Here is a 16176-nt window from a genome sequence, read left to right on the forward strand (position 1 = left end):
TTGCAACTCAAGTTACCTCACATCTTGCCGATAAACCGCATGACCTGCTGCTGATGTTACGTTATATTTCAATCTATATAACGGCCTCATTAATGCGGAGAACAACATGAAAAATCAATATGGTAAAGTGAGTAAATGGGTCGCGAGTGCGGCACTGCTGGCAACATTTTCCAGCACCGCGTTCGCTGCAGAGAACATTACTGTTTTTGCGGCTGCCTCGTTGACCAATGCACTGCAAGATATTGCCGCGCAGTATAAAAAAGAGCAGCAGGTGGATGTGGTCGCCTCTTTCGCCTCATCCTCCACCCTGGCACGCCAGATTGAGCAGGGCGCGCCCGCGGATCTCTTTATCTCTGCAGATCAGCAATGGATGGATTATGCTATTGATAAACAGCAAATTGTTGCCAATACGCGCTATACTTTATTAGGCAATGAGTTGGTATTGATCGCGCCACAAGAGAGCAAAATTGATAAAGTGGTCATTGATAAAAAAACCGACTGGAAAAAATTGTTGGATGGCGGCCGTTTAGCGGTGGGCGATCCTGACCATGTTCCTGCCGGGATTTATGCCAAAGAGTCACTGGAGAATTTAGGGGCCTGGTCAACTTTAGCCCCAGAAATGGCCCGTGCTAACAATGTTCGTAGCGCAATGGCGCTGGTCGAGCGGGCAGAAGCGCCACTGGGTATTGTCTATGGCTCTGATGCGATAGCCAGTAAGAAAGTTAAAGTTGTGGGGATATTCCCGGAAGCCAGTCATAAGCCGGTTGAATACCCAATGGCGATAGTTAAAGATCATGAAAATCCGACCGTCACTGCTTTTTATAATTACCTGAAAAGCCCTGCGGCGGCGACTATTTTCAAAAATTATGGATTTACCCTACGCTAATGATATTGAGTGAGTATGAATGGCAGGCCATTATTCTTAGCCTGAAGGTTTCTGGTGTAGCGGTGGTGTGCAGTTTGCCATTAGGTATTTTAATGGCATGGATTTTAGTGCGCTGCCGTTTCCCCGGTAAATCGTTGTTAGACAGCGTCATTCACTTGCCACTGGTGCTACCGCCGGTGGTGATTGGTTATTTGCTGCTGATCAGCATGGGCCGGCGCGGCTTTATTGGCGAATGGCTCTATAGCTGGTTTGGTATTAATTTCAGTTTCAGTTGGCGCGGTGCGGCATTGGCCTCGGCGGTGGTGGCTTTCCCGTTGATGGTCAGGGCGATCCGGCTGGCGCTGGAGGCGGTCGATACCCGTTTGGAGTTAGCGGCCCGCACCTTAGGCGCTAATCCGTGGCGGGTGTTTTTCACTATTACGCTGCCGCTCTCTTTACCGGGGGTGATTGCCGGCACCGTGCTCTCCTTTGCCCGCTCGCTGGGGGAATTTGGCGCAACCATCACCTTCGTGTCCAATATTCCCGGCGAAACCCGCACCATCCCGCTGGCGATGTACACGCTGATTGAAACGCCCGGGGCGGAAGCTGCGGCGGCGCGGCTGTGTGTTATCGCCATTATTTTGTCATTGGTGTCACTGCTGCTCTCCGAGTGGCTGGCCCGGTGGGGTAAAAAGCGCATGGGGGCACCATGCTAGAGCTGGATTTCAGTCAACAGCTGGGTGATTTGCACCTGCAGGTGGCCACGGATTTACCGGCGCAGGGCATTACCGCGATTTTTGGCTTGTCCGGTGCGGGTAAGACATCGCTAATCAATGTGATTGGTGGGCTGACGCGGCCGCAGCAAGGGAAAGTGGTGCTCAATGGCCGGGTACTGGTGGATGTGGAGCAGCAAATTTATCTGCCGCCAGAAAAACGCCGGGTAGGTTATGTTTTTCAGGATGCGCGCCTGTTCCCCCATTATCGGGTGCGGGGCAACTTGCAGTACGGCATGGCCCCCTCGATGCGCGGGCAGTTTGACGCGATTGTCGGTCTGCTGGGTATCGAACCCTTATTAACCCGCTTTCCGCTAACCCTGTCCGGTGGTGAGAAACAGCGAGTGGCCATTGGTCGCGCACTGCTTACAGCCCCTGAGTTGCTGCTGATGGATGAGCCTTTGGCCTCGCTGGATCTACCGCGCAAACGCGAACTGCTGCCCTATCTTGAGCGCCTGGCGCAAGATGTAAACACCCCCATTTTGTATGTCAGCCATAGCATGGATGAGATCCTGCGGCTGGCGGATCAGGTGGTGGTAATGGATGCCGGTAAAGTTCGCGCTGTCGGCGGGCTGGAGGAGGTGTGGGCCAGTAGTGCACTGCGCCCTTGGTTGCAGCGCGAGGAGCCGAGCAGCATATTGCGGGTGAGTGTGATTGGTCATCATGAGCGCTATGCCATGACCGCACTGGCATTAGCTGATCAGCGCTTGTGGGTCAGTAAGCTGGATGCGCCAGAGGGTAGCTCAATGCGTATTCGCATCAATGCAGCGGATGTCTCGTTAGTGTTGCAGCCACCGCAAAACAGCAGTATCCGCAATATCTTGCCGGTAAAAATAGCCGAATGTCTTGAGGTCGATGGGCAGGTGGATGTCAAACTCGCGATTGGCGACCAATGGTTATGGGCGCGGATTACCCCTTGGGCGCGCGATGAACTGGGGCTGAAACCAGGTCAGTGGGTATATGCGCAGATAAAAAGCGTGTCGTTCAATCGTAAAAACTAAGCGTCTAAACAGAAGCGGCTATAAACAGAACGGCCCCCCAATATAGGATATCAACCTAACATTGGGGGGCCGCTTTCTTACCGCTATTTCACTGATTATCTAACAATAATACCCAGCAAAATACCCAAAGCACCGAAGTCAGCATCGCTGAATGTGGTATTAGCAAAACCGATATCACCCAGCACTGGCAGCAGGAACACTGGCAGGAAGGTAATCAGCAAACCTTGAGCGAACGCCCCTAAAATAGCGCCACGGCGTCCACCTGTGGCATTACCAAACACCCCGGCGGCTGCGCCGACGAAGAAGTGAGGTACGACACCGGGGATAATTACGGTCATATTCATCAAATAGAGCGCGAACATCCCGATAAGGCCCGCGGCAAAGCTGCTCAGGAAGCCGACCAATACCGCATTTGGCGCGTATGGGAAGACTACCGGGCAATCCAGCGCAGGTTTAGCGTTAGGCACTAATTTGTCGGAGATCCCTTTAAACGCGGGGACTATCTCGGCAATAACCATTCGCACACCTTGCAGGATGATGTACACGCCCGCAGCAAAGGTAATGGATTGCATCAGCGAGAACATAAACCAGTTTTTGCCACCGCTCAGGCTTTTCACCACTTCCGGCCCGGCAAACAGGCAGGTCACGATGAAAATGATACACATGGTAAAGGAGATAGCGACCGGTGTATCACGCAAGAACAGCAGGCTTTTCGGCACATTCATGTCTTCGGTTGAATGCTCTTTATTGCCGAATTTGCTGCCGATAAAGCCCGCCAGAACATAAGACAGGGTAGAGAAGTGGCCGATTGCCACGTCATCAGAGCCGGTGACCTTCTTCATGTAAGGGTGGGCAATCGCGGGGAAGAACACCATTGCCACCCCAACCACCAGCGAACCGATAACAATCAGTGTCACACCACTAATCCCGGCGGTTGCCAGAATAACGGCGACCATCATTGACATAAATAGGGTGTGGTGACCGGTCAGGAAGATGAATTTCCATGGAGTAAAGCGAGCGATCAGAATATTGATCACCATAGCGAAGAACATAATCATCGCCATCTCTTTACCGAAACTCTTCTGCGCCACAGAGACGATGGCTTCGTTATTTGGCACGACGCCTTGGATACCGAAAGCGTGCTGGAAGATATTGGCAAAATCACCCAGAGATGAAACCACCAGACCCGCACCTGCGCCCAGGATAACAAAACCCATGATGGTTTTTACGGTGCCTTTAATGCACTCGGTCACCGGTTTTTTCTGGGCAATCAAGCCGATTAAAGCGATCAAACCGACCAGTACTGCCGGTTCGGAGAGAACATCACTCATTAAAAAGCGAAAGAAATCCATGCCAGCCTCCAGTTACAGCGCGCCTAATTCAGTTAATGCCACAGACAAACGTTCTTTCATGGCTTTCTTATCGATCATGTTATCGAGCGCAACTATCTTGCCGCCAACGGCTTGCGCCACTAATTGCTCAGCAATATCTTTGGTGCCGATGAAAATATCACTGGGTGTCCCTTTCGCTGAACCTAGATCGACATGATCCACTTCCGCGCTGACGGCCAACTCTTTCAGAATACTTTTGATGCTGATTTCCATCATCAGGCTGGTGCCCAAACCGTTACCGCAAACCACTGTAATTTTCATTTTCTTTCCCCTTAAAATTATCATCCAAACTCAATACCATGATTAGTAACGCGCAATGACCGACAAAATATCCTGCTGCGTTTTGGCATTTAGTAAGGCTTGTACATCATTATCGTTATCGAACAACTGAGCGAGTTGAGAAATAGCCTCAATATGGCTGGTACTGTCTGTCGCGGCTAACACGATGAGCAGTTTTACCGGGTCATTCTCTTGTGCATTGAAAGTGACACCCTCGGTAATGACGGTTAATGCCAAAGAGAGTTTATTTACCCCCTCTTCCGGGCGGGCATGTGGCATGGCAATCCCCGGCCCGACCACGTAATACGGGCCAATAGCTTCATGGGAGCGATAAATTGCCTCAACATAACGCGCTTCAATTGAGCCATTATCAATCAGCGGCTGACATGAAATCGCGATGGCATCACGCCAATCTCTGGCTTGGCTGACCACCTGAATGACGTCAGGCGTTAACAGGGTTTTTAACATGATATTGATGACTCCCGATGAGTGTTAACCTGAGAGTAGAGAGTTATCACTGTCATTAATGTGATGGATATCGCAATTGATAGCGCTACCTGATAGCGCTATCAAAATTTGTGATAGCGCTATCATTTGCCACTTTATGAGCTTTGGCTATCGCCGAATAAGCCATATACAATGCAATGTATTGTCGAAGCCAGTCAGGAAGGGCTGGTTTTAACCCGACAAGACATTTTAATCAGGCAGGAAATCAGCATGGAAAAAACGCGCAAGCGCCGTAATACCGGGCGGGTCACTCTATCTGACGTGGCGAACTACGCCGGAGTAGGGTCGATGACTGTTTCCAGAGCGCTGCGAACGCCGGAGCAGGTTTCAGATAAATTACGGGAGAAGATAGAGCAAGCGGTTGAAACTCTTGGTTATATTCCTAACCGTGCTGCTGGCGCATTGGCATCAGGGCACAGCGACACTATCGCCGTTTTAATTCCGTCATTAACCGATAAAGCCAGCTCCCGCTTTATGCAGGCGCTACAACAAATTCTGAATAAAAATGAATTCCAGTTATTGCTGGGTTGCCATGAATATAACCAGCGCAAAGAAGCGGAAATATTGATGACACTGCTGCAAAGTAGTCCAGCGGCAGTGGTGATATTCGGCTCACAGCTGGCCGATAAAACCTATCAACTACTCGAACGGGCGAATATTCCAACGGTCAATGTGGTAGGTTCCGACTTCAAAGGGGCTAAAATCACTCTTGAGGCGGCTTTTTTTGAGTCTGCCTATGAGCTAAGTCGCCACCTGCTAGAGCGCGGCTATCACCATATTGGCTATATTGGCGCGCATATGGATAACCGTTTGCAACGCCAACAGCTCAATGGATGGCACAAAGCGATGCTGGAGCACTATAAGAATGCGGATCAAACCGTCACCACGCCAGAGGTGGCCAGTTTGCAGTTTGGCCGCTATGCGCTGACGGAGATGCTGTTGCGCCAACCCGAATTGGACGCGGTGATATGTAGCCACGAAGATATTGCGCTCGGCGTGTTATTCGAGTGCCAGCGGCGGCTACTCAAAATCCCAGGAGGTATCGCGGTGGCCTGTCTGGACGGGTCAGATAGCTGTGATCAAACCCATCCGACCTTAACCTCAATGCGCATTGACTACAAAAAGATGGGTAAAGAAGCCGGTAAGATGCTGATTGATCTGCTGGATAATGATGACGCCAGCGAAGCGGATGAACCCATAAGCCAGAGTTTCAGCTATAAATTCGAACTGCGGCAAAGTACCTGAATCAACTTTTTGATATAACAAATAAAAACGCCAGCACAAAGCTGGCGTCTCTTTTACCACTGAGGCACTCAATCCTGAGATTAAGAGGCGGCGTCAGCCTGTGCAGACTGGATAGCCGTCAGCGCCACGGTATAGACGATATCGTCAACCAAGGCACCACGGGACAGGTCGTTAACTGGCTTACGCATGCCTTGCAGCATCGGCCCGATAGAGATCAGGTCAGCAGAACGTTGTACCGCTTTATAGGTGGTGTTACCGGTGTTCAGATCAGGGAAGATAAACACCGTCGCTTTACCCGCCACAGGTGAGTTAGGCGCTTTGGATTTAGCCACATCGGCCATGATTGCCGCATCATACTGCAACGGGCCATCAATGATCAGATCCGGGCGTTTTTCCTGTGCCAAACGGGTCGCTTCACGCACTTTCTCGACATCACTACCCGCACCGGAATTACCGGTAGAGTAAGAGATCATCGCCACACGCGGTTCGATACCGAATGCTGCCGCAGAATCCGCGGACTGAATAGCAATCTCAGACAGTTGCTCAGCAGTTGGATCTGGATTGATCGCGCAGTCACCGTAAACCAGAACCTGGTCAGGCAGCAGCATGAAGAACACAGAAGAGACCAGTGAGCTGCCCGGTGCGGTTTTGATCAACTGTAACGGCGGGCGGATGGTGTTCGCGGTGGTATGAACCGCACCGGAAACCAGACCGTCAACTTCGCCTTTCTCCAGCATCAGCGTGCCGAGAACCACATTGTCTTCCAGCTGTTCGCGAGCGACCACTTCGGTCATGCCCTTGCTCTTACGTAGCTCAACCAGACGCGGAACGTATTGCTCACGCACCGCAACCGGATCGATGATTTCAACGCCTTTACCCAACTCAACACCTTGAGCTGCGGCCACACGTTGGATCTCTTCTGGGTTACCCAGCAGCACACAAGTCGCGATACCGCGTTCAGCACAGATAGAGGCTGCTTTAACGGTACGTGGCTCATCGCCTTCTGGCAGCACGATACGCTTACCAGCTTTACGTGCTAACTCGGTCAGCTCATAACGGAATGCCGGTGGAGAGAGGCGACGTGAACGCTCAGAGGTGGCGCTCAGAGAGTCGATCCACTCGCTGCTGATATGGCTGGCAACGTAGTTTTGCAGCTTCTCAACACGTTCATGGTCGTCGGCAGGGACTTCCAGATTGAAGCTTTGCAAGCTCAGCGAGGTCTGCCAGGTGTTGGTATCAACCATAAATACTGGCAAGCCAGTCTGGAAGGCACGCGCACACAGGTTATTGATGCGATCATCAATGTCATAACCGCCAGTCAGTAGGATGGCACCAATTTCAACGCCATTCATTGCTGCCAGACAAGCAGAAACCAACACGTCTGGGCGGTCTGCGGAGGTCACCAGCAGAGAACCCGGGCGGAAGTGCTCCAGCATGTGCGGGATACTGCGGGCGCAGAACGTGACAGACTTAACGCGGCGAGTATTGATATCACCTTCGTTAATGATGCGCGCGTTCAAGTGCTTACACATATCGATAGCACGGGTCGCAATCAGCTCGAAGCTCCATGGCACGCAGCCCAGAACGGGCAGCGGGCTATTGGCAAACAGCTGCTTTGGATCGATGTTCGCGACACTGGCCTTGGTGGAATCATCAAAGATTTCAGATAGGTCAGGGCGGGTACGGCCTTGATCATCCACCGGGGCATTCAGTTTGTTAATGATAACGCCGGTGATATTTTTGTTCTTGCTGCCACCGAAGCTGGAGCGGGCCAGTTCGATACGCTCTTTCAATTGATCAGGTGAATCATTGCCCAAGGCAATAACAAACACGATCTCTGCATTCAGGGTTTTGGCGATCTCATAGTTCAGCGCATTGGCAAACTGATGTTTGCGCGTTGGCACTAAACCTTCAACCAGCACCACTTCTGCATCTTTGGTGTTTTCGTGATAACGGGCAACAATCTCTTCCATCAACACGTCTTGCTGGTTAGAGCTCAGCAAGGTTTCCACATAACCCATGTTCAGTGGCTCAGCAGCAGTGATGCTGGAGTTGGCACGAATGATGGTAGTGGTTTGGTCAGGTGCATCACCGCCAGCACGTGGCTGCGCGATGGGCTTGAATACGCTCAGGCGCACACCTTTTTGCTCCATGGAGCGGATGACACCCAAGCTGACGCTGGTTAAACCAACGCTGGTGCCGGTAGGGATCAACATTATTGTACGGGACACGGCTAAACCTCTTATACGATTGCTCGTTAGTCAAAAGTAGCACCGCAGCCAGAAGGCTGCGGTGTTGAGGAGACTTACGCAGTTAGACGGGCTGCGTCTTGTGCGATAACCAACTCTTCGTTGGTTGGGATAACTAGCGCCAGACGGCTACCATCTTTGGTGATGGTGCCAGATTTGCCAAAGCGCGCGGCCAGGTTACGTTCGTGGTCAATTTCAAAGCCCAGCAGGCCCAGTTTGTCCAGCGTCAGTTCACGTACCATGGCTGCGTTTTCACCAATACCACCGGTGAAGATAACGGCATCCAGACGGCCATCCATCAGCGCGGTGTAAGCACCGATGTATTTTGCCAGACGGTGACAGAACACATCCATTGCACGGCGCGCATCGGCTTTGGTTTCATAGTTGTCTTCAACATAGCGGCAGTCACTGGTGACTTCAGTCAGACCCAGCAGACCTGACTCTTTGGTCAGCAGCTTGTTGATTTGATCAACACTCATCCCCATTGAATCATGCAGGTGGAAAATGATTGCTGGGTCGATATCACCACTACGGGTGCCCATAACCAGACCTTCCAGTGGCGTCAGGCCCATAGAAGTATCAACACATTTACCGTTACGTACCGCAGTGACTGAACCACCGTTGCCCAAATGGCAGGTGATAACGTTCAGTTCTTCCAGCGGTTTGTTCAGGGTTTTAGCGGCTTCCTGGCTCACATAGAAGTGGCTGGTGCCGTGTGCGCCATAGCGACGGATACCGTGGTCTTTGTATAAGCTGTACGGCAGGGCGTAGAGATAAGACTCTTCCGGCATGGTCTGATGGAAGGCCGTGTCAAAGACCGCGACATTTTTATTCGTCAGATTCGGGAAGGATTTCAATGCCTCAGCAATACCGATCAGGTGAGCGGGGTTATGCAGTGGTGCAAACGGGATGGAATCTTTGATACCCTGAATAACTTCGTCGGTAACAATTGCTGATGCAGTGAATTTCTCGCCACCATGAACAATGCGGTGACCGATAGCAGTCAGTTGAGCAGAAAGCTCTGGTTTTTGTGCCAGAATAGTATTAACAATGAAATTCAGTGCTTCGCTGTGTGCTGCACCAGCACCCAATGCTGCTTCCTGTTTGCCACCATCAATTTTCCATTTGATGCGGGCTTCCGGCAGATGGAAGCATTCGGCTAAACCAGAGAGGTGTTCTTCACCATTGGTCGCGTCGATGATAGCAAATTTTAGGGAAGAGCTACCGCAGTTAAGAACCAGTACTAGCTTACTCGACATGGAAGTACCTATTTATGGTCGTGTTCGACAGCTGTTTTTGCAAAAACAGCGAAAAACACGTGGTTAATAAAACGTCAATCTGTCCAAAAGCGTAGCGCATATTGGCGTCGACATTAATGATTAACATCATACGATAGCGAAAAATGCATGATGAAGGAAAAATCGCCGATTTAGTATTAAGAACAAACGTTAACGCCTGGTGGCAAAAGCCCGCGCGATTTAACAAAATTGATTTAAATGCTGCAAAAAGTTGACATATTTATCGTCATCTTCTAGCGGCCAAAAGGCCGAGCTAGGATACCGATAGCGTCGCCTAAAAACAAAATATATTTAACAGACTAATTTTTAGTTTGTGGATTACAAAAAAATTTTAATTTTTGCTTGTGAAGTTGAGGTGAGCCATGACAACAAAACCCTCTGATACCGTAAATTGGTTTCAAGTACTGCAACGTGGTCAGCACTATATGAAGACCTGGCCCGCGGACAAACGCCTGGCTCCGATGTTTCCGGAGAATCGGGTGGTAACCGCGACCCGTTTTGGCATTCGCTTTATGCCGCCACTGGCCATATTTACCCTGACCTGGCAGATAGCGCTCGGTGGTCAATTAGGCCCTGCCATCGCCACGGCGCTGTTCGCCTGTGGTTTACCACTGCAAGGGTTATGGTGGTTAGGTAAACGTGCGATTACGCCGCTACCGCCAACCCTATTGCAGTGGTTCCACGAAGTACGTAACAAGCTGGCTGAAGCCGGGCAGGCTGTTGCGCCAGTTGAACAAACGCCGACGTATCAGTCGCTGGCAGAGGTGCTGAAGCGCGCATTTAAACAGCTGGATAAAACGTTTCTCGATGATCTCTAGCCGGATTAGCTGCGCAAAATCCCCTGTCAAATCAAAGTATGGGCTAAGCCTGTGTGCGATGATTTCCTCATTATTTATGTCTTAGGAGTTTAGTGATGGATATGACCAACGCCCAACGATTGATTCTGTCGAATCAGTACAAGATGATGACCATGCTGGACCCAGAAAACGCTGAGCGCTATCGCCGCCAGCAAACGATTGTCGAACGTGGCTTTGGTTTGCAGATGCGTGAACTGGACCGCGATTTTGGTGAAATGAGCGAAGAGACTTGCCGGACCATCATTAATATCATGGAGATGCACCACGCGCTGCAAGTCTCCTGGGGCAATCTGAAAGATAAGCAGGATTTGGATGAGCGCCGTATCGCGTTCCTCGGTTTCGATGCTGCCACCGAATCCCGCTACCTGAGTTATGTGCGTTTTATGGTCAACACCGAAGGGCGCTATACCCATTTTGACTCCGGCACCCACGGTTTTAATTCTCAAACCCCAATGTGGGACAAATATCAACGTATGCTGGCTATCTGGCACTCATGCCCACGCCAATATCATTTGAGCGCCGTTGAGATTTCGCAAATTATTAATGCCTGATAGGGCAGATTGAAGCGATTGGTTTACAAAAAAGATGAGGATGTGCTTGTGGAGTGTAAAGGTTTTCTTTTTGATTTGGACGGGACTCTAGTCGATTCACTACCTGCTGTTGAACGAGCATGGATTGGCTGGGCGCAAAGTCGCGGTATCAATCCATCGGAAGTGCTAGATTTTATCCATGGCAAACAAGCAATTACCTCTCTTCGCCATTTTATGCCAGGCGCAAGTGATGCTGAACTTCAGGCCGAGTTTTTGGCATTAGAGCACATTGAGGCCAACGACACTGATGGTGTGACCGCCCTGCCGGGGGCTGTCGCACTGTTGGAGCGGCTGAACAGGCTGTCGATTCCCTGGGCGATTGTGACCTCAGGTTCGGTGCCGGTTGCCTCCGCGCGCCGTGCAGCGGGCCATTTGCCGGAACCTAAAGTTTTTGTCACCGCCGAGCTGGTGAAACACGGAAAACCCAAGCCTGATGCCTATCTGTTGGGGGCTGAGGGTTTAGGACTGGCACCTGCGGATTGCATCGTGGTGGAAGATGCGCCAGCGGGGATTTTGTCAGGGCTGGCGGCGGGCTGCAAAGTGATTGCGGTGAATGCACCGGCTGACACGCCAAAACTGGATCAGGTTGATCTGGTGCTCACATCACTTGAGCAAATTGCTGTTGCAGCCACCGCGAATGGGGCCATTGTTCGCCGGGTGGATTAATCGTTTCACTGCTTAACCGATCTCAGATTGCTGACAAACCTCGACGACTCGATCTCAAGAGGTGAGGGCAGATAGAAGAGTAAAGCGTCCGCGCCAAGGATGGCGCGGCTCGAGCCTCCATGGATGGATTTACGGCGTCTTTACGATCTATCTGTCCTCTCCGCCGCTGACACTTTGTCATTAACCTCAGAGCGCCAACTGGCACTCTTTTGCTTTATTGCTGCGGGTGGATGAGAGGCGGCAAACTCTCTTCCAGACTGTGCAGGTTTTGCGGCTTCACGCGAATAATCCCACCGCGTGGGCTATCAATATCGGCGATTAACATAAAAGAGAACGAAATCACCAGCGGCAATATCAAGGTCATGATCTTGCCATTTTTGCCCTGTTTGGAACCATATCCCACCAGCGTACAGCTACAAACCGCAATAATCAGCATCAACAACCAGGCGGCGTGTGGAATTCTATTCCACCAAGCGGCCTGCGTGTAACCCGCTGAATTTAAAACATCATTCATCCCAGAAACCACCAAAGCTCTGACGGGATCAGGGCGCTGATTCACCGGTTCTAGCAACTCAACCCACAGGGCGCTCTCCAGTTGATTAGTTTGGTTATTAATCGCTGTTAGATGGGTTTCATTGCGTGTGGTATAGAAAAGTATCCGTTGATCAAGATAATGCACTAATAGCGCTTTGGTGGTGGCGCTAGATGCCGCAGGCAGATAATCGGTACGCAGATATTCAGTGCCGATCGCATTGGCTTCCGCCTCCTCATAATTCTTACGCTGATCGTAGCGATTGATGGCCATCGAAAAACTGAAACCAATAATCAGGCCCAGCAGGGTGAGTGTCGCCCCTTGAATAACGGTAAAATTTTCGCGGATATTATCGTCCAGATCTCGCCCGCGTCGAAAGAAAGCCTGACCGATATAGGCGGCGCTATACAACAGCCCACATGACAGCAGAAAAAGGACAATCGGATAATCTGTAATATTAATCATTCACTGCTCCCGCCCAGAGGATCCAATGACTGCTCGCCATTGACTATTATCAGTATAGTCAGTCGGTTAAATGCCCCTGAATATCTGAATGTTTCAGTGACATTTTTTTTACTGGTGAATAGTGCATCACAAATTGATGAGTGTTTTTTCTGAAAAAAAGTACGATTAATAGACTTATTGAGTGGTAAGCTCATAAATTAGCAGGTCATTATTGATCTTGGACAGCGGTCGCTGCTGAATTTAATGCTTTACTGCCAAAACCGGAAATTTCCCTTCACTTTTTGCCAACGAGGCCATTTTGAACAGCGAACTATTGTGGGTGTTGACGCTACTGCTGATAGCTATTGTGCTGTTTACCACCAATAAATTGCGAATGGATGTCGTGGCGTTGTTGGTGATTATCGCCTTTGTGATGAGTGGCACCTTGTCTCTTGCTGAGGCCACCAGCGGATTCAGCGACCCCAATGTGATATTGATCGCGGCGCTGTTTGTTATTGGTGATGGGTTAGTTAGAACCGGTGTTGCCTATCAGGTCGGGGATTGGCTGGTGAAAGTCGCGGGCCACAGTGAAACCAAAATGCTGGCGTTATTGATGGTGACCGTCGCCGGTTTGGGCGCTTTTATGAGCTCGACCGGTGTGGTGGCGATATTTATCCCTGTGGTACTGAGTGTTGCCAGCCGGATGAAAATCTCGCCGGGGCGATTAATGATGCCCCTGAGTTTTGCTGGCCTGATTAGCGGCATGATGACACTGGTCGCGACGCCACCAAACATGGTAGTCAACAGCGAATTGCTGCGGGAAGGGATTAAAGGATTTGGTTTCTTCGGCGTCACCCCGATAGGCATCATCATTTTACTGATGGGGGTCGCTTATATGTTAGTGGCCCGCCGCTGGCTGGGGGGCAAACAAGAGCACTCAGAAAAAGATCAGTGGAAGCGCCGCACCTTTCGCGATCTTATCCGCGATTATAAGCTGACTGGCCGCGCTCGCCGCCTGGCTATCCGCCACAACTCCCCGTTGATTGGCCGCTCACTCGATGAGCTGCATCTGCGCGCTCGCTATGGTGCCAATGTGGTGGGGATCGAACGTTGGAAGCGCTTTCGGCGTGTGATGGTCAGCGCCACCAGTTCATCGGAGCTGCACGAAAACGATGTGCTGCTCATTGATATGTCCGATTGCGACGTCGATTTGCGGCAATTTTGTACTGAGCAGATGCTAGAACCACTGGTGCTGCGCGGTGAATATTTCTCCGAGCAGGCCCGCAACGTCGGGATGGCTGAAGTGTCGCTTATTCCTGATTCCGCCTTATTGGGCAATAGCTTACGTGAGGTCACCTTCCGCACCCGCTATGGCCTCAATGTGGTGGGTATCCGTCGCAATGGTAAGACTTTGGAGGGCAAACTGGTCGATGAAAAATTACATTTTGGCGATATCTTACTGGTGATTGGCGATTGGAAACTGATCCGCCAGTTGCAGCAAAAAACGCGCGATTTTATCGTGCTGAATCTGCCTGCTGAAGTTGACGAAGTGGCACCTGCCATCTCCCAAGCGCCCCATGCGCTGTTCTGCTTGGCGCTGATGGTCGCGATGATGCTGACTGATGAAGTGCCAAATGTGATTGCGGCATTGGTGGCCTGTCTGTTGATGGGGCAGTTCCGTTGTATTGATATGGAGAGTGCTTACCGCTCGATCCATTGGCCGAGCTTAATTCTGATTATTGGGATGATGCCCTTTGCGCAGGCCCTCCAGAAAACCGGTGGGGTAGATTTGATTGTGCAGGGGCTAATGGATGTGGCCGGCGGGATGGGGCCGCGGGTGATGTTGCTGTGTTTGTTTGTGCTCTGTGCCACGATTGGTTTATTTATCTCCAATACCGCAACGGCGGTATTGATGGCCCCAATCGCGATTGCGGCGGCCCGTGAGATGTCACTTTCCCCGTATCCATTCGCCATGATTATTGGTATCGCCGCGTCGGCTGCATTTATGACACCGGTCTCCTCGCCGGTAAATACACTGGTTTTAGGCCCTGGCGGCTATAAATTTGGTGATTTTGTCCGCATGGGGGTGCCATTTACGATATTAGTGATGATTGTGAGTGTGATGGTGGTGCCGGTGCTATTTCCGTTTTAATTTGAACGATAATTCACTTAATTAAATTAATAGCTATTAAATAATATTCTTTTTATTAGCTAGGTTTGATAATTTAAATATTCTATGTAATATGATTGCATTCAATTAATATTGATTTAATTTATTATATCACATGAAAATTATTTAATTTGATTAAGGATTTTTATGAAATTACCATTATTTTCAGTGTGTTGTGCCATATTTTTTTCTGGTGTCATGCCGATTGGATATGCTCATGCAATGACTGTTGAAGAAATTATTGCCCAAAATAAAAAACTGGTGCAGGACAGGAATCGTGTCGAATGTATGAGGAAAGCAATAAAAACCAGAAGTGGTTTTATAGGTTCGATGAGTATTACCCATCCTATATATATTCTGAAAGAGCACATTGCTAGAAAAAACTGTTAATTGTTTTTTATAAAAAATAGCCTGCATAAACAGGCTATAACGATCAATCCAGTGAGTCGAGGCTGATTTCATCGAGTGAGAGGCTGAAGCTAGGGACGAAGACTTCCATAAAGTAATCCATCTCTGGGCTTTGGCGCATGGCGAGGGTTTTCTCTAACCGTGCTTTGGCTTGAATGAATTCGTTGTTGCCTGCGGATAGCTCCTCCAGACATTTGAGGTAAGCGCACAGGGCATCGGCTTGTTTAACCAGTGCTTTTTCTTCTTCGCTGTAGTAGTGCTCATCAAGCAGACAGCGAAAATCGTGCTGCAACTCTGCCGGCAGCATTTCGATCAGTTTTTGCTGTGCGACTTTTTCTATCTTCTTGTATTCATGGGCAATTTGTGGGTTGTAATACTTGATAGGTGTAGGTAAATCCCCGGTGATCACTTCGCTGGCATCGTGGTACATCGCCAGCAGCGCGATACGATCAGCATTGAGATTGCCATTAAATTTACGATTTTTAATGATGGCTAACGCATGAGCGACGAATGCCACCTGCAAGCTGTGCTCTGACACATTTTCAGTGCGGACATTGCGCATCAACGGCCAACGGTTGATAAGTTTCAGGCGGGATAGATGGGCAAAAAAGTGGCTCATATTAATCTCAATTCTCTATCGGCAACTAAGGATGCCGAGATGGCTCTGTAGCGACATTATATACCCATCGTGCTTGAAGTTGCAGTGCGGTGGCTGTGCGCATCTAAACCAATTGACTGATTGTTTAAGTTCACTTGCTGACACTCTTAACCGATAATACTAATTAATTATTAAATTTTTAGTATTATATAACTGATTATTCCTACGCCGTTATTTCTAAGTATGTAATTAAATTCTATTGCGACTTATATTACCGATCGTTTTTTTGGAAAAAGTTATAAC

General features: G+C 49.8%; 16 protein-coding genes. 9 read left to right on the forward strand and 7 right to left on the reverse strand.

Going from position 1 to position 16176, the window contains the following annotated elements; genetic code table 11:
• Positions 1 to 106: 106 nt before the first annotated feature.
• Genes modA through modC form a run of 3 tightly spaced genes read left to right on the forward strand, consistent with a single transcriptional unit; the run spans position 107 to position 2639 of the window.
• Positions 107 to 886 (forward strand): molybdate ABC transporter substrate-binding protein, encoded by a 780-nt coding sequence (gene modA, locus HRK25_RS12530; protein WP_005277908.1) that lies wholly within the window; start codon positions 107 to 109, stop codon positions 884 to 886.
• A complete protein-coding gene (modB, locus tag HRK25_RS12535; protein WP_032898637.1) occupies positions 886 to 1581 on the forward strand; it encodes a molybdate ABC transporter permease subunit in 696 nt (231 codons plus the stop codon). The genes modA and modB overlap by 1 nt, the downstream gene beginning before the upstream one ends.
• A complete protein-coding gene (gene modC, locus HRK25_RS12540) occupies positions 1575 to 2639 on the forward strand; it encodes a molybdenum ABC transporter ATP-binding protein ModC (protein WP_032898636.1) in 1065 nt (354 codons plus the stop codon). Before modB ends, modC begins: the two co-directional genes overlap by 7 nt.
• Positions 2640 to 2734: 95 nt before the next feature.
• Here the strand turns inward: modC and HRK25_RS12545 are convergent, their stop codons facing one another.
• Genes HRK25_RS12545 through HRK25_RS12555 form a run of 3 tightly spaced genes read right to left on the reverse strand, consistent with a single transcriptional unit; the run spans position 2735 to position 4777 of the window.
• Positions 2735 to 3991 carry a PTS ascorbate transporter subunit IIC gene (locus HRK25_RS12545; RefSeq protein ID WP_005277900.1) on the reverse strand — a complete coding sequence of 419 codons (1257 nt, stop codon included), beginning with the start codon at positions 3989 to 3991 and terminating at the stop codon, positions 2735 to 2737.
• Between the two features lie 12 nt (positions 3992 to 4003).
• Positions 4004 to 4291, reverse strand: coding sequence for a PTS sugar transporter subunit IIB (locus HRK25_RS12550; RefSeq protein ID WP_004877260.1), 288 nt, complete (start codon positions 4289 to 4291; stop codon positions 4004 to 4006).
• 42 nt (positions 4292 to 4333) lie between these two features.
• Positions 4334 to 4777: a PTS sugar transporter subunit IIA gene (locus HRK25_RS12555; protein ID WP_005277896.1), complete on the reverse strand. Its 444-nt coding sequence runs from the start codon at positions 4775 to 4777 to the stop codon at positions 4334 to 4336.
• A 249-nt stretch (positions 4778 to 5026) separates the two neighbouring features.
• Between HRK25_RS12555 and HRK25_RS12560 the strand changes: the two genes are divergently transcribed.
• On the forward strand, positions 5027 to 6061 hold the full coding sequence (locus tag HRK25_RS12560) for a LacI family DNA-binding transcriptional regulator (protein ID WP_032898634.1): 1035 nt from the start codon (positions 5027 to 5029) through the stop codon (positions 6059 to 6061).
• Positions 6062 to 6141: 80 nt separating this feature from the next.
• Here HRK25_RS12560 and pta read toward each other — a convergent pair whose 3' ends face one another.
• Together pta and ackA are read right to left on the reverse strand one after the other, a co-directional pair.
• Positions 6142 to 8277, reverse strand: a complete 2136-nt coding sequence (gene pta, locus HRK25_RS12565) for a phosphate acetyltransferase (RefSeq protein WP_005277890.1) — start codon at positions 8275 to 8277, stop codon at positions 6142 to 6144.
• Positions 8278 to 8366: 89 nt separating this feature from the next.
• Entirely contained in the window at positions 8367 to 9569 is a 1203-nt protein-coding gene (gene ackA, locus HRK25_RS12570; protein WP_004878179.1) for an acetate kinase, read from the reverse strand.
• A gap of 401 nt (positions 9570 to 9970) precedes the next feature.
• Between ackA and yfbV the strand changes: the two genes are divergently transcribed.
• From yfbV to HRK25_RS12585, 3 genes are all read left to right on the forward strand, one after another.
• Positions 9971 to 10426 carry a terminus macrodomain insulation protein YfbV gene (gene yfbV, locus HRK25_RS12575; RefSeq protein ID WP_005277886.1) on the forward strand — a complete coding sequence of 152 codons (456 nt, stop codon included), beginning with the start codon at positions 9971 to 9973 and terminating at the stop codon, positions 10424 to 10426.
• Between the two features lie 95 nt (positions 10427 to 10521).
• The gene (locus HRK25_RS12580) at positions 10522 to 11016 is read left to right on the forward strand and encodes a YfbU family protein (protein WP_005277883.1); all 495 of its coding nucleotides are present in this window, start codon (positions 10522 to 10524) and stop codon (positions 11014 to 11016) included.
• Positions 11017 to 11064: 48 nt separating this feature from the next.
• On the forward strand, positions 11065 to 11721 hold the full coding sequence (locus tag HRK25_RS12585; RefSeq protein ID WP_005277881.1) for a sugar phosphatase: 657 nt from the start codon (positions 11065 to 11067) through the stop codon (positions 11719 to 11721).
• A gap of 214 nt (positions 11722 to 11935) precedes the next feature.
• On the opposite strand, the gene HRK25_RS12590 is transcribed toward HRK25_RS12585, so the two are convergent.
• The gene (locus tag HRK25_RS12590; protein WP_032898293.1) at positions 11936 to 12718 is read right to left on the reverse strand and encodes a bestrophin-like domain; all 783 of its coding nucleotides are present in this window, start codon (positions 12716 to 12718) and stop codon (positions 11936 to 11938) included.
• A gap of 298 nt (positions 12719 to 13016) precedes the next feature.
• On the opposite strand from HRK25_RS12590, the gene HRK25_RS12595 reads away from it, so the two are divergent.
• Both HRK25_RS12595 and HRK25_RS12600 read left to right on the forward strand, forming a co-directional pair.
• Positions 13017 to 14849: an SLC13 family permease gene (locus HRK25_RS12595; RefSeq protein ID WP_005276412.1), complete on the forward strand. Its 1833-nt coding sequence runs from the start codon at positions 13017 to 13019 to the stop codon at positions 14847 to 14849.
• A gap of 165 nt (positions 14850 to 15014) precedes the next feature.
• Positions 15015 to 15257 (forward strand): hypothetical protein, encoded by a 243-nt coding sequence (locus tag HRK25_RS12600; RefSeq protein ID WP_099460618.1) that lies wholly within the window; start codon positions 15015 to 15017, stop codon positions 15255 to 15257.
• A 43-nt stretch (positions 15258 to 15300) separates the two neighbouring features.
• On the opposite strand, the gene yfbR is transcribed toward HRK25_RS12600, so the two are convergent.
• Positions 15301 to 15894, reverse strand: a complete 594-nt coding sequence (yfbR, locus tag HRK25_RS12605) for a 5'-deoxynucleotidase (RefSeq protein ID WP_005276407.1) — start codon at positions 15892 to 15894, stop codon at positions 15301 to 15303.
• Between the last annotated feature and the right edge of the window lie 282 nt (positions 15895 to 16176).

Origin of the sequence: Yersinia bercovieri ATCC 43970 (assembly GCF_013282745.1) — a bacterium.
Lineage (GTDB): Bacteria > Pseudomonadota > Gammaproteobacteria > Enterobacterales > Enterobacteriaceae > Yersinia > Yersinia bercovieri.

Bases quoted from the DNA above. Each gene is read 5' to 3' on its own strand.
- modA (WP_005277908.1), top strand. From the start codon at position 107: ATGAAAAATCAATATGGTAAAGTGAGTAAATGGGTCGCGAGTGCGGCA.
- modB (WP_032898637.1), top strand. From the start codon at position 886: ATGATATTGAGTGAGTATGAATGGCAGGCCATTATTCTTAGCCTGAAG.
- modC (WP_032898636.1), top strand. From the start codon at position 1,575: ATGCTAGAGCTGGATTTCAGTCAACAGCTGGGTGATTTGCACCTGCAG.
- HRK25_RS12545 (WP_005277900.1), bottom strand. From the start codon at position 3,991: ATGGATTTCTTTCGCTTTTTAATGAGTGATGTTCTCTCCGAACCGGCA.
- HRK25_RS12550 (WP_004877260.1), bottom strand. From the start codon at position 4,291: ATGAAAATTACAGTGGTTTGCGGTAACGGTTTGGGCACCAGCCTGATG.
- HRK25_RS12555 (WP_005277896.1), bottom strand. From the start codon at position 4,777: ATGTTAAAAACCCTGTTAACGCCTGACGTCATTCAGGTGGTCAGCCAA.
- HRK25_RS12560 (WP_032898634.1), top strand. From the start codon at position 5,027: ATGGAAAAAACGCGCAAGCGCCGTAATACCGGGCGGGTCACTCTATCT.
- pta (WP_005277890.1), bottom strand. From the start codon at position 8,277: ATGTTGATCCCTACCGGCACCAGCGTTGGTTTAACCAGCGTCAGCTTG.
- ackA (WP_004878179.1), bottom strand. From the start codon at position 9,569: ATGTCGAGTAAGCTAGTACTGGTTCTTAACTGCGGTAGCTCTTCCCTA.
- yfbV (WP_005277886.1), top strand. From the start codon at position 9,971: ATGACAACAAAACCCTCTGATACCGTAAATTGGTTTCAAGTACTGCAA.
- HRK25_RS12580 (WP_005277883.1), top strand. From the start codon at position 10,522: ATGGATATGACCAACGCCCAACGATTGATTCTGTCGAATCAGTACAAG.
- HRK25_RS12590 (WP_032898293.1), bottom strand. From the start codon at position 12,718: ATGATTAATATTACAGATTATCCGATTGTCCTTTTTCTGCTGTCATGT.
- HRK25_RS12600 (WP_099460618.1), top strand. From the start codon at position 15,015: ATGAAATTACCATTATTTTCAGTGTGTTGTGCCATATTTTTTTCTGGT.
- yfbR (WP_005276407.1), bottom strand. From the start codon at position 15,894: ATGAGCCACTTTTTTGCCCATCTATCCCGCCTGAAACTTATCAACCGT.